Source organism: Micromonospora taraxaci, from assembly GCF_007830095.1.
Lineage (GTDB): Bacteria > Actinomycetota > Actinomycetes > Mycobacteriales > Micromonosporaceae > Micromonospora > Micromonospora taraxaci.
Genome location: NZ_VIWZ01000001.1, coordinates 4,901,553 through 4,921,825, shown reverse-complemented (window position 1 = coordinate 4,921,825; position 20,273 = coordinate 4,901,553). Strand labels below are relative to the sequence as shown.

At 71.0% G+C, this 20,273-nt stretch carries 23 protein-coding genes; 16 read left to right on the top strand and 7 right to left on the bottom strand.

Annotation, left to right across the window (positions count from 1 at the left end; genetic code table 11):
- Window positions 1–216 precede the first annotated feature (216 nt).
- Window positions 217–996 (bottom strand): transposase family protein, encoded by a 780-nt coding sequence (locus tag FHU34_RS22245; protein WP_145783616.1) that lies wholly within the window; start codon window positions 994–996, stop codon window positions 217–219.
- 94 nt (window positions 997–1,090) lie between these two features.
- Here FHU34_RS22245 and FHU34_RS22240 point away from each other — a divergent pair, with 94 nt between their 5' ends.
- Window positions 1,091–1,360 carry a DUF6959 family protein gene (locus tag FHU34_RS22240; protein ID WP_145783613.1) on the top strand — a complete coding sequence of 90 codons (270 nt, stop codon included), beginning with the start codon at window positions 1,091–1,093 and terminating at the stop codon, window positions 1,358–1,360.
- A gap of 100 nt (window positions 1,361–1,460) precedes the next feature.
- Here the strand turns inward: FHU34_RS22240 and FHU34_RS22235 are convergent, their stop codons facing one another.
- Window positions 1,461–2,162 (bottom strand): 5-formyltetrahydrofolate cyclo-ligase, encoded by a 702-nt coding sequence (locus FHU34_RS22235; protein ID WP_145785743.1) that lies wholly within the window; start codon window positions 2,160–2,162, stop codon window positions 1,461–1,463.
- A gap of 19 nt (window positions 2,163–2,181) precedes the next feature.
- Complete coding sequence (locus FHU34_RS22230) at window positions 2,182–3,348, bottom strand: helix-turn-helix transcriptional regulator (protein ID WP_145783611.1); 1,167 nt, start codon at window positions 3,346–3,348, stop codon at window positions 2,182–2,184.
- A gap of 367 nt (window positions 3,349–3,715) precedes the next feature.
- Here FHU34_RS22230 and FHU34_RS22225 point away from each other — a divergent pair, with 367 nt between their 5' ends.
- From FHU34_RS22225 to argH, 9 genes are all read left to right on the top strand, one after another.
- A complete protein-coding gene (locus tag FHU34_RS22225) occupies window positions 3,716–3,997 on the top strand; it encodes a hypothetical protein (RefSeq protein WP_145785742.1) in 282 nt (93 codons plus the stop codon).
- A 133-nt stretch (window positions 3,998–4,130) separates the two neighbouring features.
- Window positions 4,131–5,132, top strand: a complete 1,002-nt coding sequence (gene argC, locus FHU34_RS22220) for an N-acetyl-gamma-glutamyl-phosphate reductase (protein WP_145783609.1) — start codon at window positions 4,131–4,133, stop codon at window positions 5,130–5,132.
- Between the two features lie 55 nt (window positions 5,133–5,187).
- Window positions 5,188–6,360, top strand: coding sequence for a bifunctional glutamate N-acetyltransferase/amino-acid acetyltransferase ArgJ (gene argJ, locus FHU34_RS22215; RefSeq protein ID WP_145783607.1), 1,173 nt, complete (start codon window positions 5,188–5,190; stop codon window positions 6,358–6,360).
- 55 nt (window positions 6,361–6,415) lie between these two features.
- Window positions 6,416–7,321, top strand: a complete 906-nt coding sequence (gene argB, locus FHU34_RS22210; RefSeq protein ID WP_145783605.1) for an acetylglutamate kinase — start codon at window positions 6,416–6,418, stop codon at window positions 7,319–7,321.
- Window positions 7,318–8,547 (top strand): acetylornithine transaminase, encoded by a 1,230-nt coding sequence (locus FHU34_RS22205; RefSeq protein WP_145783603.1) that lies wholly within the window; start codon window positions 7,318–7,320, stop codon window positions 8,545–8,547. The genes argB and FHU34_RS22205 overlap by 4 nt, the downstream gene beginning before the upstream one ends.
- Complete coding sequence (argF, locus tag FHU34_RS22200) at window positions 8,544–9,482, top strand: ornithine carbamoyltransferase (RefSeq protein WP_145783601.1); 939 nt, start codon at window positions 8,544–8,546, stop codon at window positions 9,480–9,482. Before FHU34_RS22205 ends, argF begins: the two co-directional genes overlap by 4 nt.
- Window positions 9,479–9,994 (top strand): arginine repressor, encoded by a 516-nt coding sequence (locus FHU34_RS22195; RefSeq protein ID WP_145783599.1) that lies wholly within the window; start codon window positions 9,479–9,481, stop codon window positions 9,992–9,994. Before argF ends, FHU34_RS22195 begins: the two co-directional genes overlap by 4 nt.
- On the top strand, window positions 9,991–11,202 hold the full coding sequence (locus FHU34_RS22190) for an argininosuccinate synthase (protein WP_145783597.1): 1,212 nt from the start codon (window positions 9,991–9,993) through the stop codon (window positions 11,200–11,202). Before FHU34_RS22195 ends, FHU34_RS22190 begins: the two co-directional genes overlap by 4 nt.
- A gap of 76 nt (window positions 11,203–11,278) precedes the next feature.
- Window positions 11,279–12,742: an argininosuccinate lyase gene (gene argH / locus FHU34_RS22185; RefSeq protein WP_145783595.1), complete on the top strand. Its 1,464-nt coding sequence runs from the start codon at window positions 11,279–11,281 to the stop codon at window positions 12,740–12,742.
- 43 nt (window positions 12,743–12,785) lie between these two features.
- On the opposite strand, the gene FHU34_RS22180 is transcribed toward argH, so the two are convergent.
- Together FHU34_RS22180 and FHU34_RS22175 are read right to left on the bottom strand one after the other, a co-directional pair.
- Window positions 12,786–13,139, bottom strand: a complete 354-nt coding sequence (locus tag FHU34_RS22180) for an MmcQ/YjbR family DNA-binding protein (protein WP_145783593.1) — start codon at window positions 13,137–13,139, stop codon at window positions 12,786–12,788.
- 162 nt (window positions 13,140–13,301) lie between these two features.
- Window positions 13,302–13,727: a DNA-binding protein gene (locus FHU34_RS22175; RefSeq protein WP_145783591.1), complete on the bottom strand. Its 426-nt coding sequence runs from the start codon at window positions 13,725–13,727 to the stop codon at window positions 13,302–13,304.
- Between the two features lie 99 nt (window positions 13,728–13,826).
- Between FHU34_RS22175 and FHU34_RS22170 the strand changes: the two genes are divergently transcribed.
- The 6 genes from FHU34_RS22170 to FHU34_RS22145 all read left to right on the top strand — a co-directional run bounded on the left by FHU34_RS22170 (window position 13,827) and on the right by FHU34_RS22145 (window position 18,373).
- Window positions 13,827–14,450, top strand: a complete 624-nt coding sequence (locus FHU34_RS22170; RefSeq protein WP_145783589.1) for a DNA-3-methyladenine glycosylase — start codon at window positions 13,827–13,829, stop codon at window positions 14,448–14,450.
- A gap of 69 nt (window positions 14,451–14,519) precedes the next feature.
- The gene (locus FHU34_RS22165) at window positions 14,520–14,987 is read left to right on the top strand and encodes an NUDIX hydrolase (protein WP_145783587.1); all 468 of its coding nucleotides are present in this window, start codon (window positions 14,520–14,522) and stop codon (window positions 14,985–14,987) included.
- 98 nt (window positions 14,988–15,085) lie between these two features.
- Window positions 15,086–16,171: a WD40/YVTN/BNR-like repeat-containing protein gene (locus tag FHU34_RS22160; protein WP_145783585.1), complete on the top strand. Its 1,086-nt coding sequence runs from the start codon at window positions 15,086–15,088 to the stop codon at window positions 16,169–16,171.
- Between the two features lies 1 nt (window position 16,172).
- Entirely contained in the window at window positions 16,173–16,448 is a 276-nt protein-coding gene (locus FHU34_RS22155) for a ubiquitin-like small modifier protein 1 (protein WP_145783583.1), read from the top strand.
- 150 nt (window positions 16,449–16,598) lie between these two features.
- Window positions 16,599–17,741 carry an LLM class flavin-dependent oxidoreductase gene (locus FHU34_RS22150; RefSeq protein ID WP_145783582.1) on the top strand — a complete coding sequence of 381 codons (1,143 nt, stop codon included), beginning with the start codon at window positions 16,599–16,601 and terminating at the stop codon, window positions 17,739–17,741.
- Window positions 17,738–18,373: an FMN reductase gene (locus FHU34_RS22145; RefSeq protein ID WP_145783580.1), complete on the top strand. Its 636-nt coding sequence runs from the start codon at window positions 17,738–17,740 to the stop codon at window positions 18,371–18,373. Before FHU34_RS22150 ends, FHU34_RS22145 begins: the two co-directional genes overlap by 4 nt.
- Here the strand turns inward: FHU34_RS22145 and FHU34_RS22140 are convergent.
- Together FHU34_RS22140 and FHU34_RS22135 are read right to left on the bottom strand one after the other, a co-directional pair.
- Window positions 18,366–19,244 carry a universal stress protein gene (locus tag FHU34_RS22140; protein WP_145783578.1) on the bottom strand — a complete coding sequence of 293 codons (879 nt, stop codon included), beginning with the start codon at window positions 19,242–19,244 and terminating at the stop codon, window positions 18,366–18,368. The genes FHU34_RS22145 and FHU34_RS22140 overlap by 8 nt on opposite strands.
- A 102-nt stretch (window positions 19,245–19,346) precedes the next feature.
- The gene (locus tag FHU34_RS22135) at window positions 19,347–20,234 is read right to left on the bottom strand and encodes a universal stress protein (protein ID WP_145783576.1); all 888 of its coding nucleotides are present in this window, start codon (window positions 20,232–20,234) and stop codon (window positions 19,347–19,349) included.
- Window positions 20,235–20,273 lie beyond the last annotated feature (39 nt).

Sequence of the window (20,273 nt, the reverse complement as noted above, 5' to 3'; positions counted from 1 at the left end):
GCCGTTCGGTCGTGATCAATGCTGGTGACGGCGGGGTGCTCGGCCGCAGTGAGATCGTTCCGGCTGTCGGTAGACGTGGTGGCGTGAGTCGGGTCCTGGCCAGTAGTTGCAGACCCAGATGGCGGCGAGCGTTCTGGCTCCCTTTAGGCCTAAGTCGCTAAGGGACGTCTCGTAACTGGGTGAAGGCGTGTCCCCAGCGCCGGCGCCGGCCGGCGGTCAGCCGGTCAGGATGATGTTGTGGAGGTTGGCGATGCCGGAGGCGGCGTCGGCCAATGTGTGGGCGGCGCGGCGGTAGTCGTGCAGGATTTTGAAGGACTTCATCCTGGCCAGGGCGTGTTCGACTCCGGCGCGGACGGTGCGGTGGTGGCTGTTCAGCTCTTCTTTCCAGGCTGGCAGCACACCGCCGTCGGCGGGCTTGCGGTACGGGATGATCACCTCGGAGCTGCCGCGGTAGCCGCCGTCGGCCATGACGGGTCGCCCGGCCAGTTTCTCTTCGATGCCGCTGGTGCGGTAGACGATCGTGTCGTTTCGATTGCCGGGCTGCGGGTCGCCGACGGCGATGACAAGGCGGGTGCTGGCGTCGATGGCGACCTGCAGGTTCGTTGAGTACCGGTAGTTCTTGCTCTTGGTGGCCAGGCGGTGATCGCGGGTGGGGATCAGGGTGCCGTCGACGATGGCGATCTGGTCGACCGGCCGTCGGCGCACCGGTGCCAGGGCCAGCAATGGGCCAAGGGTGTCGATGACCCGGTGCGCGGCGGAGTGCGACACCCCGAACAGCGGGCCGATCTGGCGCATAGTCAGGTTCGTGCGCAAGTACACGGCCACCAACAGCACCCGATCGGGCAGGTCGAGAGCCCATTGCCGGCCCGGCCGCCCGTCGCTGATCGCGTCACCGCCACGCTCGGCGACCAAGTGGACCAGCTGGCGGAATTGGGCGGGCTGCAGCCCGGTGAACGGGAAAATCCACGCCGGGCGGGCTGCGGTGATCACCTGCACCCAGGCAGCCTGACCGACCGTCTTAACCAGACAGTCACCGGGGTGAGGAGACCTCCCTTGGACGATCTTCGAGTGGTGCTGGAATCCTGCTCAGATGAGCCAGGACCAAGCGCAGGTGCTGTCCCGTGGTACCAACTTTGCCGTCGTGCAGCTTTCGGGTAGGGCATTCCCCGGCATCCACCTGCAGGGCGATACGTTCGCTGCCCTGCTGGTACAGCTGGCGGACGCGGCGCGCCTACTGCGCCATGACCCCGGCGGCCGCGCAGCTCTCGACGAGCTGGACGACGTAGTCGGAGAGTTAGAGCGCTTCCTCGGTTTCTACGAAGCGACGCTCTCGGAGCGAGGGATCCAGCGGCCATACTGATACGGCGGTCACCGGCAGAAGCTCACCTCGAAGACCACCGTCAGTCGGACCACCGCACCAGCGACGGACATCTCACCATCGTCGAGATACGAGACGTCCCTTAGGCGCGCAATATCGGGATGCTGTCGAGCTGATCTTGGCGGAGGTTTGATCTGATGATGCCGGACGGCCGTCCCCGTTCGGGTTCGCAAACCACTACCTCCTTCGGCGTGATCGCGAAGTTGACGCTGAAGTCGTGGTCCGCGTCGGGCAGCTCATCATCGAGGAGTTGGGTCTGGTGGATCGTTGTGGCGATGGCGGTTTCGGTGGTGACGAGCCCAGCCTGGGTGAGGAGGGCGATCTCCAGGTCGGAGTAGCCGGCGCCCTTGCCGACCCGTACGCCGCTGTGGCGGCTGACAGCGACGCTGCCGCAGACGATGAGGTCCACCGGGCGCATCTCGGCCGGTCCCACGGTGGCAGCGACCTGCGGCGCGCCACTACTTGTAACCGCGATCTCGATTGGTGCGGTGAGGCTGGCGGGGTCGAGCAGATAAAAGGGCTTGGGGGTAGCGAGTCTTGGGACCGCCATGTAGAGCAGCTTGCCTTCCTGCAGGGCTCGTACCCGGACGGGAAGCTGTGCCCGGTCGGGGTTGCATTTGATAACCCGGGCGTTCTTCCATACGTCCAGCTCCGCGAGGTGGGCTGCGGCTTCTTCCTTGCCGACGAAGTCAGGGATGTGACCGTGCACGCCGGGTGGGACGGCGCCTTGACGTTCGAGGAGGTCCCATACGTGTTGCCGAACGGCGTGTTTGGCGCGGTCCATGTCGGTCACGTTGGTGCTCCTAGGGGCTCATGAGTGTGAGGAGTCGGTCGTTTACGTCTTGAACCGAGGACTCGTTGCGCCAGGGGCGTAGCTGTCGGGCGGCGGCGAAGGCGAGGTTGAGTCCGCCGCCGGCACGGGTCCGCTCGATGACGTCGATGGCCTGATGTAGGTAGGACGTTGCGGCGTCGACATCGCGTTGGAGGATGCTGGCGAGGGCGAGATTGCCGAGGATGACGGCGGTGGATTTGCGGCGTGCGGCGATCAGTTGTCGGGCGTTCTCGAGCGCTGGCACTGCTTGTTCTGGCTTGTTGAGGGAGAGCCAGCAGGAGCCCGCGAGCCTCGCGTAGTGACTGGGGCAGAAGATGTCGGTGGCTGGATCTCGGGCGTCGATGGCGGCGAAGTGAGTTTCGGCGGTACCGAGAGCGTCGGAGCAGTCCCCGGCCTGACCGAGCATCGCGTGTGCCTCAGCCCGATGCAGTTGGGCGAGACCCGCGATGACGTGACTGTCGCTTTGGCTGACGGCGGCGGCGCGGGTGGTCAGGACAAGGCCAACGTTGGGTTGCTTCGTGCCGTAGAGAGCGAGGTAGCTCTTGCGGAGCAACGCGTTAGCCTCGGTGACCGGGTCTCGCGTTTCCTGGGCTGCGCTGATTGCTTGGTCGAAGTAGCCGGCGCTGGTGCCATGGTCGCGCCGCTGCGAGGCGTCCCAGACGAGCTGACCCATCAACGTCGCGGACTCGGCGACTGCTGCCACCAGTTCGCGCTGAACCGGCCCGTTGCCGGCGTGCTGGCGAAGGAAGACTGCCTGACCGTGTAGTTGCCCGGCTTCGGCGAGCAGGAGCGTCGAGGGCGTGTGGTCGTAGCGCTCGTCGAGGCGCTGCACGCGCTCCCTCAGGTACGCCACAGCGATCAGGTCGACGCGGCCGGGATTGCGCAGCACGTAGCCGAGACGCTCGTCGGGCGGTGACGGTGCCTGGCCGACGTCGGCTAAGAGTTCGGCCAGTTCTTCGATCGGTAGCTTGAGGGCCGCGGCAAGACGCGGCCGGTGCCAGGGCTGCGGGTCAGTCTCCGCCCGTTCCCACCGCACAACGGTGGAGCGGTCGACGCCGACGGCTTCGGCGAGGCGTTCCTGGCTCAGACCGATCGTCTTGCGGCGCTGGGCAAGCCGGTGCCGACGCCTATCCGCCACGTACCGCCTCCCTCGCCGTCATCCGTCACGGTCCATTCATCCAGCTCACACCGTGTGACGCAATGGGGTTGCGTCAGTTCTGCGCCGTTGCCGCGCTGGGCATCAGCGACCGCCGAGGCTTGTGAAGAGGCATGGCCGGAACGGGTGAGAGCAGAAGCCGCTGTGCAAGGCGTGGCGATCACATGAGGTCCCGCCCGTTCCGCTGCCACTTCAAGGCCGACTCACTGAGTGGGGGAAAGAAGTGAGCGCCCAGGAGCGAGACCGGCTTGATTCCACCGGAGCGTCTTCTGCCGCCCGGAACCACGAAGAGCCCGCACGCCTTACCCAAACCCAACGCCTCGACGCCGGGCAGAGAGCGCACACCCCGCTGCGCCCGATCTGGCTCTGCCGTGCCTGCGGACAACCCTGGCCCTGTGGCCGGGCGAAGCTCGCTCTCGTCACCGAGTACGACGGAAACCCGGTCAGCCTGTTCCTCTACCTGGCCAGTCTGCTCCACGACGCCATCGACGACCTGCATAAGCTCAACCCCGCCACCACGGGTTGCGCCAGTGACATGTTCGATCGGTTCCTTGGCTGGCCCGCCCGACACACCCGCTCCTACCGGATGACTGAGATCGGTTCTCCCCGGCCCGAGGAGACAGAAGCATGAACGGCTTCCCGCTCGCCGGGATCGGGACGCATCACGTTGCAGCCGCTATTCATTAGCATGCAGTGAGTTGCATGAACTTGCACTCGTGAGTCGGCCTTGTTAATCTTCTCTGCATAGTCATGCGGAGGTGAGTATGGGGATCCGAGTCGCGGTTGCCGGTGCGAGCGGCTACGCCGGGGGTGAGTTGCTTCGCCTGGTCGCCGGGCACCCGGAGTTCGACCTGGTCGCCGCCACCGCGCACAGCCAGGCCGGGCACCGCGTCGACGCGGTGCACCCCCAGCTCACCGGCCTGGACCTGGTGCTCGGCACGACCGACCCCGCCACGCTGGCCGACGCTGATCTGGTCTTCCTGGCCCTGCCGCACGGCGAGTCGGCGGCCCTCGCCGCGCAGTTGCCGCCGGAGGTGCGCGTCGTCGACCTCGGTGCCGACCACCGGCTGGCCGACCCGTACGCCTGGGCGCAGTACTACGGCGGCACCCACGCCGGGCAGTGGACCTACGGCCTGCCCGAGCTGCCCGGTCAACGGGAGTTGATCGCCGGCTCGACCCGGGTGGCGAACACCGGCTGCTACGCCGCCGCGATCACCCTGGCGCTCGCGCCGCTGATCGCCGACGGCGCGGCCAACCCGGCCGACGTGGTGGTGGTCGCCGCCTCCGGCACCTCCGGGGCCGGCCGCGCGGCCAAGGCGCATCTGCTGGCCAGCGAGGTCATGGGCGACCTGTCGCCGTACCGTGTCGGCACCCACCAGCACGTACCGGAGATCAAGCAGGCCTCCGGCGCGACCGGGCTGTCGTTCACCCCGGTCCTGGCGCCGATGCCGCGCGGCATCCTGGCCACTGTCACCGCGGTGCCGGCGCGCGGCGTCGACCCGCAGGAGGTGCTGACGCGGGCGTACGCGGACGCGCCGTTCGTGCACGTGCTGCCGGAGGGCCGCTGGCCGCACACGGCCGCCACGTTGGGCTCCAACTCGTGTCACCTGCAGGCCACCGTCGACGTCGACTCGGGTCGGCTGATCGTGCTCAGCGCGCTCGACAACCTGGGCAAGGGCGCCGCTGGTCAGGCCGTGCAGAACGCCAACCTCATGCTCGGCCTGCCGGAGACGACGGGCCTGTCGATCTGGGGGGTCAGCCCGTGAGCGCGAGAAGTGCAGCGCAGCGGAGCCCCGCAGTCGCGAACGAAAGGCAGGCGCCGTGAGTGTCACCACCCCTCGGGGGTTCCGGGCGGCCGGGGTTGCCGCCGGACTCAAGGCCAGCGGCGGCGCGGACGTCGCGCTGGTGGTCAACGACGGCCCGGACGCCGGTGTCGCCGGTGTCTTCACCACCAACCGGGTCAAGGCCGCGCCGGTGCTCTGGAGTCAGCAGGTCGTGCAGGGCGGTGTGGTCCGCGCTGTGGTGCTCAACTCCGGTGGCGCCAACGCCTGCACCGGCCCGGGCGGTTTCCAGGACACCCACGCCACGGCCGAGCACACCGCCGCCGCGCTGACCTCGGTGAGCCCGCGGCTGATCCTCGGTGCCGGTGAGGTCGCGGTCTGCTCGACGGGCCTGATCGGTGAGCGGCTGCCGATGCCGAAGCTGCTGTCCGGCGTCCGGTCGGCGATCAAGAGCTTGTCCCGCGATGGTGGCGAGGCCGCCGCCGAGGCCATCATGACCACTGACACCCGGCCGAAGACCACAGTGGCCCGGGGCAGCGGTTGGACGGTCGGCGGGATGGCCAAGGGCTCCGGGATGCTCGCTCCCGGGATGGCGACCATGCTCTGCGTGCTCACCACCGACGCGGTGGCCGGGCCGGCGGTGCTGGACGAGGCGCTGTGCGCGGCGACCCGGGTCACCTTCGACCGGGTCGACTCCGACGGCTGCATGTCCACCAACGACACGGTGTTGCTGCTGGCGAGCGGCGCGAGCGGCATCGAGCCGACAGCGGCGGAGCTGACCGCCGCGGTCACCGCGGCCTGTCACGACCTGGCCCAGCAGTTGGTGTCCGACGCCGAGGGCGCGACCAAGGAGGTCGCCATCGAGGTGGTGAACGCCGCCGACGAGGACGACGCGGTCGAGGTGGGCCGTACGGTGGCGCGCAACAACCTGGTCAAGACCGCGTTGTTCGGCAACGACCCGAACTGGGGCCGGATCCTCGCCGCCGTCGGCACCACCGCCGCCGCGTTCGACCCGGACGAGGTGGACGTGGCGGTCAACGGGGTGTGGGTGTGCCGGCGTGGCGCCGCCGCCGAGGACCGCTCGAAGGTCGACCTGACCGGGCGGGACGTGACCATCCGGATCGACCTGCACGCGGGTACGTCGGCGGCGACGATCTGGACCAACGACCTGTCCCACGCGTACGTGCACGAGAACTCGGCGTACTCGACGTGAGCGCGAGGAACGCAGCGAAGCGGAGTCCCGCAGTCGCGAACGAAAGGCCGGCGCGGTGAGCCTCAGCACCGATCTCGCCCGAGCCCAGGTCAAGGCGGAGACGCTGATCGAGGCGTTGCCCTGGTTGGCGCGTTTCTCCGGTTCCACTGTCGTGGTCAAGTACGGCGGCAACGCGATGACCGATCCCGAGTTGCAGCGGGCGTTCGCGGCCGACATGGTCTTTCTGCGCTACGCCGGCCTGAAGCCGGTGGTGGTGCATGGCGGGGGCCCGCAGATCTCCGCCATGCTGGGTCGGCTCGGCATCGCCAGCGAGTTCCGGGGTGGCCTGCGGGTGACCACCGCCGAGGCGATGGACGTGGTCCGGATGGTGCTGGTCGGGCAGGTGGGCCGCGAGCTCGTCGGTCTGATCAACTCGCACGGCCCGTACGCCGTCGGTCTTTCCGGTGAGGATGCCCGGCTGTTCACCGCGGTGCGGCGCCCGGCGTACGTGGACGGGTTGCCGGTCGACGTGGGTCAGGTCGGGGACGTCGAGTCGGTTGACGTGTCCGCGGTGACCGACCTGATCGAGGCCGGTCGGATCCCGGTGATCTCCACTGTGGCGCCGGACGTCGACGGGGTGCTGCACAACCTCAACGCGGACACCGCCGCCGCCGCGCTGGCGATCGCGTTGCAGGCTCGCAAGCTGGTCGTGCTCACCGACGTCGCCGGCCTGTACGCCGACTGGCCGGACACCACCAGCCTGGTCTCCGAGATCGCCGCGGACGACCTGGCCACGTTGCTGCCCAGTCTGGAGTCGGGAATGGTGCCGAAGATGGAGGCCTGCCTGCGGGCGGTGCGTGGGGGAGTGCCCGCCGCGCACGTCGTGGACGGTCGGGTGGCGCACTCCACGTTGCTGGAGGTGTTCACCTCGGAAGGGTTCGGAACGATGGTGGTGCCGGGAGACGGGATGGTCGCGTCGTGAGCACGTTGGGGCAGCGCTGGAAGCAGTCCATGATGGACAACTACGGCACGCCGCCGCTGGCGCTGGTCTCCGGCGCCGGTGCCGTCGTTGTCGACGACACCGGCCGGGAATACCTCGACCTGGTCGGCGGCATCGCGGTAAACGCCCTCGGTCACGCCCATCCGGCCGTGGTCGCGGCGGTGTCGAAGCAGGTCGCGACCCTCGGGCATGTCTCCAACCTCTACGTCGCCGAGCCGCCGGTGGCTCTGGCCGAGTTGTTGTTGGCGCTCGCCGGCCGGCCCGGCCGGGTCTTCTTCGCCAACTCGGGCGCGGAGGCCAACGAGGCGGCGTTCAAGCTCTCCCGGCGCACCGGCCGCACGCACGTGGTCGCCACCAGGGGTGGCTTCCACGGCCGCACCATGGGTGCGCTCGCGTTGACCGGTCAGCCCGCCAAGGCCGATCCGTTCCGGCCGCTGCCCGGCGAGGTGACCCACGTCGACTACGGCGACGTGGCCGCTCTGGAGGAGGCCGTCTCCGACGCCACCGCGATGCTGATCGTGGAGCCGATCCAGGGTGAGAACGGTGTGGTCGTCCCGCCGGCCGGTTATCTCGCGGCGGCCCGGCGGATCACCGCCCGGCACGGGGCGTTGCTGGTCCTCGACGAGGTGCAGACCGGCATCGGTCGTACCGGGCACTGGTTCGCGCACCAGGCCGAGGGCGTGGAGCCGGACGTCGTCACCCTGGCCAAGGGTCTGGGCGGCGGGTTGCCCATCGGCGCCACGCTGGCCTTCGGCCCGGCGGCCGACCTGCTCACCCCCGGCTCGCACGGCACGACGTTCGGCGGCAACCCGGTCAGCTGCGCGGCGGCGCTCGCCGTGGTGGCGACCATCGCCAACGAGGGGCTGCTCGACAACGTCAAGCGGGTCGGTGAGCGGCTGCGCCGGGGCATCGAGGCGCTGGGCCACCCCCTGATCGCCGGAGTACGCGGCACGGGGCTGCTGCTCGGCGTGGTGCTCACCGCGCCGGTGGCGTCGGTGCTCGCCGACGCCCTGCGGGAGGCCGGCTTCCTGGTGAACCCCGTGCAGCCGGGTGTGCTCCGGCTGGTCCCGCCCCTGATTCTCACCGCCGCCCAGGCCGACGCGTTTGTCGCCGCGCTGCCCGCCGCACTGGACGTGACGGCCCCGGCGGCCGCCGGCGCGGCACTCGCACCCACCACGCTGACCACCACCACAGGGACGACTCGATGACCCGGCACTTCCTGCGCGACGACGACCTCTCACCCGCCGAGCAGTCAGCGGTCCTCGACCTGGCGGAGCGGATGAAGGCGGACCGGTTCGGTCACCGGCCGTTGGTCGGCCCCCGCTCGGTGGCGGTGCTCTTCGACAAGCAGAGCCTGCGGACCCGGATCTCGTTCGACGCCGGGATCGCCGAGCTGGGTGGGCACCCCCTCGTCGTGGACACGCAGGTCACCCACTTCGGCCGGGGCGAGTCCCTCGCCGACGCGGGGCGTGTGTTGTCCCGCTACGTCGCGGCCATCGTGCTGCGTACCCACGGCGACGACCGGATCGCCGAGGTGGCGGCGGGGGCCAGCGTGCCGGTGGTCAACGCGCTCACCGACGGCTTCCACCCGTGCCAGCTGCTGGCCGACCTGCTGACCGTCCGGGAGAGGTGTGGCGGCACGGCCGGGCGCACCCTGGCGTACGTGGGGGACAGCGCGAACAACATGGCGCAGTCGTACCTGCTGGCCGGGGCGACGGCCGGCATGCACGTCCGGGTCGCCGGGCCGGCCGGGTTCGCACCCGATCCGGCCGTGGTGGACCGGGCGGCCCTGATCGCCGCCGAGACCGGCGGGTCGGTGCGGGTGCTGACCGACCCGGCCCAGGCGGTACGCGACGCCGACGTGCTCGCCACGGACACCTGGACCTCGATGGGTCAGGAGTCCGACGGGCTGGACCGGATCACGCCGTTCCTGCCGTACCAGGTCAACAAGGAACTGCTCGGCCAGGCCGCTCCGGACGCGATCGTGCTGCACTGCCTGCCCGCGCACCGCGGCGAGGAGATCACCGACGAGGTGCTCGACGGCCCGCAGAGCGCGGTCTTCGACCAGGCCGAGAACCGGCTGCACGCGCAGAAGGCACTGCTGACGTTCCTGCTGGACACGGCGACCGGGGAGTCCCGATGACCGCCCCGTTGACCCGCGCGGCCCGACACGCCCGCATCGTGGAGCTGATCCGCGACAAGGCCATCCGGTCCCAGACCGAGTTGGCCGACCTGCTCGCCGCCGACGGTGTCGGTGTCACCCAGGCCACCCTCTCGCGGGACCTCGAAGAGTTGGGCGCGGTCAAGGTGCGCGGCGGCGACGGTCCGGCCGTCTACCTGATCCCCGAGGACGGCAAACGTCCGCTGCGCGACGCCGAGGCAGCGCCGGCCCGGCTGATGCGGCTGCTGCACGAGCTGCTCAACGGCGTCGACTCCAGCGGCAACATCGCCGTGCTGCGTACCCCGCCGGGCGCAGCCCAGTACCTGGCCAGCGCGTTGGACCGGGCGGGTCTGCCGGAGATCGTCGGCACGATCGCCGGCGACGACACCATCCTCGTCGTGGCCCGCGAGGACGTCGGTGGGGCGGCGCTCGGTGAGAAGCTCGCCGGCTGGGCCCGACGGGACGACAGCGTCGAAGGGAACACCACGTCATGAGCGAGCGGGTCGTCCTCGCGTACTCCGGAGGGTTGGACACGTCCGTCGCCATTCCGTACCTGGCCGAGCAGACCGGCGCCGAGGTGATCGCGGTCGCGGTCGACGTCGGTCAGGGTGGGGAGGACCTGGGCGCGATCCGGCAGCGTGCGCTGGACTGTGGCGCCGTCGAGGCGGAGGTGGTCGACGCGCGGGACGAGTTCGCCGCCGAGTACTGCCTGCCGGCCATCCGGGCCAACGCCCTCTACATGGACCGCTACCCGCTGGTGTCGGCGTTGTCCCGGCCGCTGATCGTGAAGCACCTGGTGGCGGCGGCACGTGCGCACGGCGGCACGATCGTGTCGCACGGCTGCACCGGCAAGGGCAACGACCAGGTCCGCTTCGAGGTGGGCCTGAACGCGCTCGCTCCCGACCTGAAGATCATTGCGCCGGCTCGGGACTTCGCCTGGAGCCGGGACAAGGCGATCGCCTTCGCCGAGGAGCGCGGGCTGCCGATCGACGTGTCGGCCCGGTCCCCGTACTCGATCGACCAGAACCTGTGGGGTCGCGCCGTGGAGACCGGGTTCCTGGAGGACATCTGGAACGCCCCGGTGGAAGGCCTCTACTCGTACACCGCCGACCCGGCGCAGGAGCGCGACGCCGACGAAGTCGTGATCACGTTCGACGCCGGCGTGCCGGTGGCGATCGACGGTGAGACGGTCACCCCGTACCAGGCGATCCTTGAGCTCAACCGGCGTGCCGGCGACCACGGCGTGGGCCGGCTCGACATGGTCGAGGACCGCCTCGTGGGCATCAAGAGCCGCGAGGTGTACGAGGCGCCCGGCGCGATTGCGTTGATCACCGCCCACCAGGAGTTGGAAGCGGTGACAGTGGAGCGGGATCTGGCCCGGTTCAAGAAGAGCGTCGACCAGCGCTGGGGCGAACTCGTCTACGACGGCCTGTGGTTCTCACCCCTGAAGGAGTCGTTGGACGCGTTCATCGACGACGCGCAGCGACACGTGAGCGGTGAGGTGCGGATGACCCTGCACGGGGGCCGGGCCACCGTCACCGGCCGGCGCTCCGAGGCGAGCCTCTACGACTTCGGGATGGCCACCTACGACACCGGCGACACCTTCGACCAGTCCCTGGCCAAGGGCTTCGTGCAGTTGTGGGGGCTGCCGAGTCGGATGGCCGCCGCACGGGACGCCCGGTTGGGCGGTGGCGCGCAGTGACATGTGCGAGCGCGAGCGGTGAGCGAGCGCAGCGAGTAGGCCCCGCAGTCGCGACCGAAGGGCAAGCCGAGAAATGATGGGCGACGTGGACGACAAGAGCCTGACCGAGAACAGCGCAGCCACCAACCGGACGAGCCTGTGGGGTGGCCGGTTCGCCGGCGGTCCCGCCGAGGCGCTCGCCCGACTGTCGGTGAGCGTGCAGTTCGACTGGCGCCTGGCCCCGTACGACATCGCCGGTTCCCGGGCGCACGCCCGGGTCCTCGCCGGCGCCGGCCTGCTCGACCCGGAGGAGCTGGGTCGGATCCTGGCCGCGTTGGACGACCTGGAGGCCGCCTGTGCCTCCGGGACGTTCCGCCCCACCATCGACGACGAGGACGTGCACACCGCGCTGGAGCGGGGTCTGCTGGAGCGCCTCGGCAGCCTCGGCGGCAAGCTGCGGGCCGGCCGGTCCCGCAACGACCAGGTCGCCACCGACCTGCGGCTCTACCTGCGCGACCACGCCCGGGGCGTGGCCAGCCGCCTGGTGGAGCTGGCGGAGGCGCTTGTCGAACAGGCCGAACGGCACATCGACACCGCCGCGCCCGGCATGACCCACCTCCAGCACGCCCAGCCGGTCACCTTCGGGCACTGGTTGCTCGCCCACGTGCAGCCGTTGCTGCGGGACCTGGAGCGGCTGCGCGACTGGGACCACCGGGCGGCCGTCAGCCCGCTCGGCGCGGGCGCCCTCGCCGGTTCCGGGCTGCCCCTGGACCCGGTGGCCGTGGCCAAGGAGCTGGGCTTCCGTACGTCGTTCGCGAACTCGATGGACGCGGTCGCCGACCGGGACTTCGTCGCCGAGTTCCTCTTCACCACCGCCATGATCGGGGTGCACCTGTCCCGGCTCGGCGAGGAGGTGGTGCTCTGGACGTCGCACGAGTTCGGCTGGGTGGAGCTGGACGACTCGTTCGCCACCGGTTCGTCGATCATGCCGCAGAAGAAGAACGCGGACATCGCCGAGCTGGCGCGCGGCAAGTCCGGGCGGCTGGTCGGTGGGCTGGTGACCGTCCTGACCATGCTCAAGGGCCTGCCGATGACCTACGACCGGGACATGCAGGAGGACAAGGAGCCGGCGTTCGACGCCGTGGACACCCTTGAGCTGCTGCTGCCGGCCCTGGCGGGAATGATCTCCACGATGTCGGTCCGGGTGGACCGTCTCGTCGCCGCCGCGCCGGTCGGGTTCTCCCTGGCCACCGAGGTCGCCGACTGGCTGGTTCGGCGCAACGTGCCGTTCCGTGACGCGCACGAGATCACCGGCCGGTTGGTGGCGCTCTGCGCGGCCCGCGAGTGCGAGCTGGAGGACGTCTCGGACGAGGACCTGGCCGCGATCAGCGGGCACCTCGACCCGTCGGTGCGCGACGTGCTCTCGGTTCGTTCGGCCCTCGCGGCCCGTACCACTCCCGGCTCCACCGGCCCTGGCCCGGTCGCCGACCAGCTCGCCTCCGCCGCCGACCGGCTGGCCGGCTGGCGGGAGTGGGCCACCGAGTCGGTCGTACCGCGCTGACCTCGCCGCGGCGTCGGCGCGTTCCGCCGGCGCCGCGGTCGGTTCAGACCGTCGGGCGCTCCCGCTTCGGGAGCTTGGCAACCACCATCTCGTACGACCCGTCGACCGCCTCGGTCAGCTCCTCGGCGTCGATCCCGCCGGTCAGGCGCAGCGTGTTCCACCCGGACCGGCCGATGTAGGCCATCACCCTGGCGTCGTCCGGGTGCCGGTGCAGCCACTCGTCGGCCACCTCGCGGGTCGGCCCGCACTTGACGCCGACCGTCGGCTCACCCGATCCGTTGCCGAGGAACGCGAAGATCCGGCTGCCGACCTTCACCACCTCGTCGCCCTCCCACGGCCGGTCCAGCCACGCTCCCGGCTTGGCCAGGCAGTACGCCAGCATGTCCGCGCGCTCCATGGGTGCCCTCCTCGTCGTTGGCCCAGTCTGCCCGCCCGGCCGCCGGTCGGCACGGTCGTCCCGTCTCGTCTCGTCTCGTCGATCATGGAAGTGTGGTGCCTGAGTTGGCACCCATGGTGGTTATGTCCCCACCACAACTCCGTGATCGACCAGGCGGGACGGTCAGGAATTCGGCTCGGCGGAGCGGGCGGCGACCCGCTCGTAGCGCTGCCGGGCCGCCTGCGCGCTGCCCAGGCCCAGCCCGTACGCGATCGCCTGCCAGGTCAATCCCCGATCGCGGGCCAGCGTCATCAACCCGGCCTCCAGGGCGTCCAGTTCGGCGCGCACGTGCGGCAGCAGGGTCAGCGCGGCGGTGAGGTCACCGGTGTCGACCGGTTCCTCGGACGGCTCGCGCTCGGCCCCGCCGGCGGCGAGCGCGGTGATCAGGGCCACCGCCTCCCAGGGGTCCAGCACGTAGGGGTGGGCCCAGCGTCCGCGCTGGCTGTCGGTGCCGGCGTGCCGTTCGCTGATCCGCTGGAGTGCCTCGTGGGTGCGGTGGGCACGGGCGCGGGCCGGGTGGGGCGCGGTGAACGGATCGTCGATCGTCATATTCCGAGCACACACTATCAACGCACCGTTGTCAACATTTTGTTGAATCGTGGGTAAGGTCGGTTTGCCGATCTCCGTCGCCCGGAGTTTCCTGGACCGGTGGACTACTCCCCGCTGCACGCCCCCGCCGCTCAGATACCCGAGACGGCGCGGTCGCTCCTCGGCTGGGAGCTCACGGCCGGCCCTGTCCGGGTCCGGCTGACCGAGGTCGAGGCGTACGCGGGCACGGGGGAGGACCCGGCCTCACACGCCCACCGCGGCCCCACCCCGCGCACCGCTGTCATGTTCGGCCCGGCCGGATACGCCTACACCTACTTCGTGTTCGGCATGCACTGGTGTCTGAACGTCGTGTGTGGCGCCGAGGGAGAGGCGGCGGCCGTCCTGCTGCGCGCGGGTGAGGTCGTCGACGGAGTGGACGTCGCCCGCGAACGCCGGGGCGACGTGGCCGATCGTGATCTCGCCCGCGGGCCCGCCCGGCTGGTCGTCGCGCTCGGTATCAACGCGGCGGCCAACGGCACGTCCATGATCGACGGCAGTGGCCCGCTGCTGTTGACGCCGCCGAAGCGCCCGCTCGCCAGGTCGGCCATCTCGGCCGGACCCCGGGTCGGGGTGGCCGCCGCCCACGATGTTCCCTGGCGCTTCTGGATCACCGGCGACCCCACCGTCAGTAGCTACCGGCGGCACGTTCCCCGCCGTCGGGCCGCGAGGACGGCCGAGGTGTAGCCCCGGTCGCGCCGAAACTCGGACACCGCCTCCACGGCCACTGGGATAGGTTCCGCCCGGAGGTGCGGAGTGAGTTTTCGGCTGGCGGCGTACGCCGTGTGCATCAAGGACGAGCGGGTGCTGCTCGCGCACTACGTGAGACCGACCGGCGAGAGGCACTGGACCCTGCCCGGCGGCAAGGTCGAGCAGGCGGAGGATCCGTTCGACGCGGTGATCCGGGAGGTCGCCGAGGAGACCGGTTACGAGGCGGTGGTCGAGCGACTGCTGGGCGTGGATTCGCGGGTGATTCCCGCTGCCGAGGCGCTGCGGGGTGTCGAGCACCAGAATGTCGGCATCTTCTACCGGGTCCGCGTCGTCGGCGGCACGCTCCGGCCCGAGCCGAACGGCGAGACCGCCGAGTCGGTCTGGACTCCGCTGCCGGACGTGGCGTGCCTGCGCCGATCGGCGGTGGTCGACATCGGCCTCGCCCTGGCGCGGACGCTTCCGCCGACGGGCCACGTCGGCCCTGTTGTGGTCGGGGGCCTCGTCCAGCATTGAGAACGCGCGTCCGCGCGGGGGCGGCGTGTGTCCGCTGAACGTGTCGGGGGGTGTGGCCATAATCACCGCACCTGCTCACCGACGGTTCGGAGGACGTGATGGCAACACTGCTCGCGATCGGCACGGCCAAGGGGTTGTTCCTCGCCACCAGTGGCGACGACCGGCGCAGTTGGGAGATCACCGGCCCGCACTTTCCGATGACAGGTGTCTACGCGGTCGCTGTCGACACCCGTCGTCCCACCCCCCGGTTGCTCGCCGGGGTGACCAGCTCACACTTCGGGCCCAGCGTCGCCACCAGCGACGACCTCGGCGCTTCCTGGGACGAGCCCGACCAGGCGCCGGTGGCGTTCCCGAGCGACACGGGCGTCTCCCTCGGTCGGGTCTGGCAGCTGATGCCGGCAGGCCCTGACGAGCCGGACGTGGTCTGGGCCGGCACCGAGCCGTCCGCCCTGTTCAAGTCCACCGATGGTGGTCGCAGCTTCGAGCTGGTCCGGTCCCTCTGGGACCACCCGCACCGCCCGGAGTGGGAGGCCGGCTTCGGCGGTCAGGCAGTGCACACCGTGCTGCCGCACCCGCGTGACCCGGCCCGGCTGCTGGTCGCCATGTCCACCGGCGGGGTCTACCGCTCGGAGGACGCCGGGGCCAGTTGGGCGCCGGGCAACACCGGCATCCGCGCGTACTTCATGCCCGACGAGTGGCCGGAGTTCGGCCAGTGCGTGCACAAGGTCGCCCGGGACGCGGGCAACCCCGAGCGGTTGTACGCGCAGAACCACCACGGCGTCTACCGCTCCGACGACGACGGCCGCACGTGGTCCTCGATCGCCGACGGGCTGCCCAGTGACTTCGGCTTCCCGATGGTGGCCCACCCCGGCCGCGGCGGCATGGTGTGGACCTTCCCGTTGGTGGCCGACAGCGAGCGGTTCCCCACCGATCACCGGTGCCGGGTGTTCCGTTCCGTAGACGCGGGCGGCAAGTGGGAGCCGCTGTCGGTGGGGCTGCCGGAGGGGCCGTTCTACCCGGCGGTGCTGCGGGACGCGATGTGCGCCGACGACTCCACCCCGGGTGGGGTCTACTTCGGCACCCGGTCCGGGTCGGTCTTCGCCAGCCGCGACGAGGGCGACTCCTGGTCGACGGTTGCCACGCACCTGCCCGACGTGCTCTGCGTCCGCGCTGCGACGGTGTGACGTGGTCACCGTGCTGCTGCCCGGTCCGCTGCGGGGTGAGGCCGGCGGTGCCAGTCGGCTGAGCGTCGCCGCCACCGGGACCCTCCGGGCGGTCCTCGACGAGCTGGCCGCCCACCATCCGAGGCTGTCCCGCCGGATCCGTGACGAGCGGGGTGAGCTGCGCCGCTACGTCAACGTCTTCGTCGACGGGGAAGACTGCCGGCACTCCGGTGGTCTCGCCACGCCGGTCGGCGACGACGCCGAGGTGCAGGTGTTGCCGTCGGTCGCGGGCGGCTGAGCGAGGCCCCGGACCGACCGGGATCCGTCTCCGGACGTGACCGGCGCCACATCGGGTCAACCCGCCGACGGAATAGTTGACTCGTCAAATAAGTTGACAGCTGCGTCCGGGCACCACGAATGACCCGGTTCAACACGCAAGGAGCTGGTCATGCAGTTCGGAGTCTTCACCGTCGGCGACGTCACGGTCGACCCGACCACCGGTCGGGAGCCGACCGAGCATGAGCGGATCAAGGCGATGGTCGCCATCGCGCTGAAGGCCGAGGAGGTCGGCCTGGACGTCTTCGCCACCGGCGAGCACCACAACCCGCCGTTCGTGCCGTCGTCCCCGACCACCATGATGGGCCACATCGCGGCGCGTACCGAGCGTCTGCTGCTGTCCACCGCGACCACGCTGATCACCACCAACGACCCGGTGAAGATCGCCGAGGACTACGCGATGCTCCAGCACCTGTCCGACGGTCGGGTGGACCTCATGATGGGCCGCGGCAACACCGGCCCGGTCTACCCGTGGTTCGGCAAGGACATCCGCGCCGGCATCCCCCTCGCCATCGAGAACTACGACCTGCTGCACCGGCTGTGGCGCGAGGACGTGGTCGACTGGAAGGGCAAGTACCGCACGCCGTTGCAGTCGTTCACCTCGACGCCGCGCCCGCTCGACGGGGTGCCCCCGTTCGTCTGGCACGGCTCGATCCGCAGCCCGGAGATCGCCGAGCAGGCCGCGTACTACGGCGACGGCTTCTTCGCCAACCACATCTTCTGGCCCAAGGAGCACACCCAGCGGATGGTCGGCCTCTACCGCCAGCGCTACGCGCACTACGGCCACGGCACCGCCGACCAGGCCATCGTCGGCCTGGGCGGGCAGGTGTTCATGCGCCGCAACTCGCAGGACGCCGTCCGGGAGTTCCGTCCGTACTTCGACAACGCCCCGGTCTACGGGCACGGGCCGTCGCTGGAGGAGTTCACCCGGGAGACGCCGCTGACGGTGGGCAGCCCGCAGCAGGTCATCGACCGCACCCTGGGCTTCCGGGAGTACGTCGGCGACTACCAGCGGCAGCTGTTCCTGATGGACCACGCGGGCCTGCCCCTGAAGACGGTGCTGGAGCAGCTCGACCTGCTCGGCGAGGAGGTCGTGCCGGTGCTGCGCAAGGAGTTCGCCGCGCTGCGTCCGGCGCACGTGCCGGAGGCGCCCACCCACGCCTCGCTGGTCGCCGCCGCAGGCGGCGCCAAGGACAGCACCGTGCACGCCGTCGACGACGTCACGGGCAAGGCGCCGGAGGAGGCGACCCGATGACCCGCCGCACCCTGGCCGTGGTCTCGGCGGGGCTGAGTCAGCCCTCGTCGACCCGGCTGCTCGCCGACCAGCTCGCCGCGGCCACCCGCGACGAGTTGGTCCGGCGCGGCGCCGAGGTGGAGCTGCACGTCGTCGACCTGCGGGAGTACGCCCACGACGTGGTGAACAACATGCTCACCGGGTTCGCGCCGGCGGCGCTGCGCGAGGTCGTCGACAGGGTGACCGGCGCGGACGGCCTCATCGCCGTCACCCCGATCTTCAGCGCCTCCTACAACGGGCTCTTCAAGTCCTTCTTCGACGTGTTGGACAAGGAGTCGCTCGTCGACCGGCCGGTGCTGATCGGGGCCACCGGCGGCACCGCCCGGCACTCGCTGGCCCTGGAGCACGCCGTCCGCCCGATGTTCGCGTACCTGCGGTCGGTGGTGGTCCCGACCGCGGTCTTCGCCGCCCCGGAGGACTGGGCGGACGGCACCGCCGACGGCGCGTTGCGCGGTCGGATCCGGCGCGCCGCCGGGGAGTTGGCCGACCAGATTGAGCGTCGCCCGCCGGCCGGCGGGCCCGCCGACCCGTTCGCCCTCACCACCGACTTCCTCCAGATGCTCGGCCGAGGGGACGGCGCGCCGGTCAGCTGACCGGGTACGGGTGGGCGACCAGCACCGGGCAGTGCGCGTGCTGGATCGCCGCCTGGCTGACCGAGCCGAGCAGCATGCCGGTGAACCCGGCCCGGCCCCGGGTGCCCACGACCAGCAGCGACGCGGTGCCGCTAGCCTCGATGAGCCCCTGGGCCGCCCCGGCGGCCCGGACGGGATGCTCCCGCACCACCAGGTCGGGATGCTCGGCGCGGACCGCGGCGGAGGCATCGGCCAGCAGCCGCACCGCATCGGCCTGGTATGCGGCCTGCGACTCCTCGATCTCCTCCGGCACCGTCCGGCCCTCGGTCGGCGGGCCGACGTGCACCAGCACCACCGGCACGTCGCGTAGTGCCGCCTCGTCGGCGGCGTAGCCCGCGGCGAGCCGGGACGACTCGGACCCGTCGACGCCGACGAGCACCGGGGCGTCCACCGGGATCGGCTGTTCGTCCGGGCGGACCACCAGCACCGGGCAGTGCGCGTGCGCGGCGACCTGAGAGCCGACCGAGCCGAGCAGCAGCCCGGCGAAACCGCCCAGCCCTCGACTGCCCACCACGACGAGGTCGGCCCGGCGGGACTCCTCGATCATGGTGATGCCGGGGCCGCCGGCGACCTGACGCACCTCGACGACCAGGCCGGGCCACCTGTCGGCCAGCTCGGTCGCCGTACGCTCCAACATTTTCTGCGCGTCCTCGGAGGGAGCCGGCACCCCGAGGTCGTACGGGTTGAGCGGCACGCCGTAGCCGAGCGGGTGCAGGAAGCCGTGCACCAGGTGCAGCGGTCGGGACCGGAGCTGCGCGGCGCGGGCCGCGTGCTCGGCGGCGACGAGGCTGGACGGCGATCCGTCCACGCCCACCACGACGGGTCGGTTCATCGGCGCTCCCTGGGTCGGTCAGCTCATTGTCGACCGTGCACCCGCGCCGCGCCGCCGAACGCGCCGGCCGGGAGGCGGCCGGCGCGGACGGGGGTACGGCGTTCAGGCGTCCCGGCGGTGCCGGACGATCGCCAGCGGGCTGTGCGAGTGGTGCAGGACCGCGTGGCTCACCGAGCCGAGCAGAGCACCGGCGAGGGCGCCCCGGCCGTGTGCTCCGACCACGGTGAGCTGCGCGCTGGCGGACTGCTGCACCAGCACCCGAGCTGCCGCGCCGTACGCCACACACTGGCGTACCGGCACCTCGGGATACCGCTGCGACCAGCCGGCCAGGGATTCGGCGAGCACCCGCTTCTCGTCGGCGGCCAGGGCGTCGACGTCGTACACCAGCGGCAGAATGTCGCCGGGGCCGGTCGGCGTGGGGGTGAGCCAGGCGTGCACGGCCACCAGGTCGGTGCCGCGCAGCGCGGCCTCCTCGAAGGCGAATGCCAGGGCCTCGGTGGACAGGGCCGAGCCGTCGACGCCGACCAGCACGGGGCCGTCGGCGCGCGCCTCACCCTTGACCACCAGCACCGGGCACTCGGCGCGGGCGGAGACCTGCACGGCCACCGAGCCGATCAGCAGTTCGGCGAAACCTCCCAGTCCCCGGCTGCCGAGCACCAGTAGCGCCGCGTCGCGGGATTCGCCCAGGAGCACCGGCGTGGCCGCGCCGTCGATCACCGCGCCGGTGACGGCGAGTTCCGGCGCGGTCTTGCCGGCCTCGGTCACCGCCTCGGCGACGGTCAGCTCAGCCTGGTGACGAAGCCCGGCGTCGACGGGAGCGCCCGGCGCTGGAATCAGCGGTACGTCGTAGAGGGGCCAGATGAACGCGTGCACCACCCGCAGGGGGCGCTGCCGCACCGTCGCTTCCTGGGCGGCGACCCGCACCGCCTCCAGCGCCGAGGTCGAGCCGTCCACCGCCACCACAATGGGAGCACCGGATCTGATGGTCATCACGTCCTCCTTCATCCGTCTTCATCCTCGTGCGATGTC

Excerpts from the sequence above, each read along its gene's own strand:
- FHU34_RS22240 (WP_145783613.1), top strand. The coding sequence starts at position 1,091 with ATGAGCCAGGACCAAGCGCAGGTGCTGTCCCGTGGTACCAACTTTGCC.
- FHU34_RS22235 (WP_145785743.1), bottom strand. The coding sequence starts at position 2,162 with ATGGACCGCGCCAAACACGCCGTTCGGCAACACGTATGGGACCTCCTC.
- argC (WP_145783609.1), top strand. The coding sequence starts at position 4,131 with ATGGGGATCCGAGTCGCGGTTGCCGGTGCGAGCGGCTACGCCGGGGGT.
- argF (WP_145783601.1), top strand. The coding sequence starts at position 8,544 with ATGACCCGGCACTTCCTGCGCGACGACGACCTCTCACCCGCCGAGCAG.
- FHU34_RS22195 (WP_145783599.1), top strand. The coding sequence starts at position 9,479 with ATGACCGCCCCGTTGACCCGCGCGGCCCGACACGCCCGCATCGTGGAG.
- FHU34_RS22190 (WP_145783597.1), top strand. The coding sequence starts at position 9,991 with ATGAGCGAGCGGGTCGTCCTCGCGTACTCCGGAGGGTTGGACACGTCC.
- argH (WP_145783595.1), top strand. The coding sequence starts at position 11,279 with ATGGGCGACGTGGACGACAAGAGCCTGACCGAGAACAGCGCAGCCACC.
- FHU34_RS22180 (WP_145783593.1), bottom strand. The coding sequence starts at position 13,139 with ATGGAGCGCGCGGACATGCTGGCGTACTGCCTGGCCAAGCCGGGAGCG.
- FHU34_RS22175 (WP_145783591.1), bottom strand. The coding sequence starts at position 13,727 with ATGACGATCGACGATCCGTTCACCGCGCCCCACCCGGCCCGCGCCCGT.
- FHU34_RS22160 (WP_145783585.1), top strand. The coding sequence starts at position 15,086 with ATGGCAACACTGCTCGCGATCGGCACGGCCAAGGGGTTGTTCCTCGCC.
- FHU34_RS22150 (WP_145783582.1), top strand. The coding sequence starts at position 16,599 with ATGCAGTTCGGAGTCTTCACCGTCGGCGACGTCACGGTCGACCCGACC.
- FHU34_RS22145 (WP_145783580.1), top strand. The coding sequence starts at position 17,738 with ATGACCCGCCGCACCCTGGCCGTGGTCTCGGCGGGGCTGAGTCAGCCC.
- FHU34_RS22140 (WP_145783578.1), bottom strand. The coding sequence starts at position 19,244 with ATGAACCGACCCGTCGTGGTGGGCGTGGACGGATCGCCGTCCAGCCTC.
- FHU34_RS22135 (WP_145783576.1), bottom strand. The coding sequence starts at position 20,234 with ATGACCATCAGATCCGGTGCTCCCATTGTGGTGGCGGTGGACGGCTCG.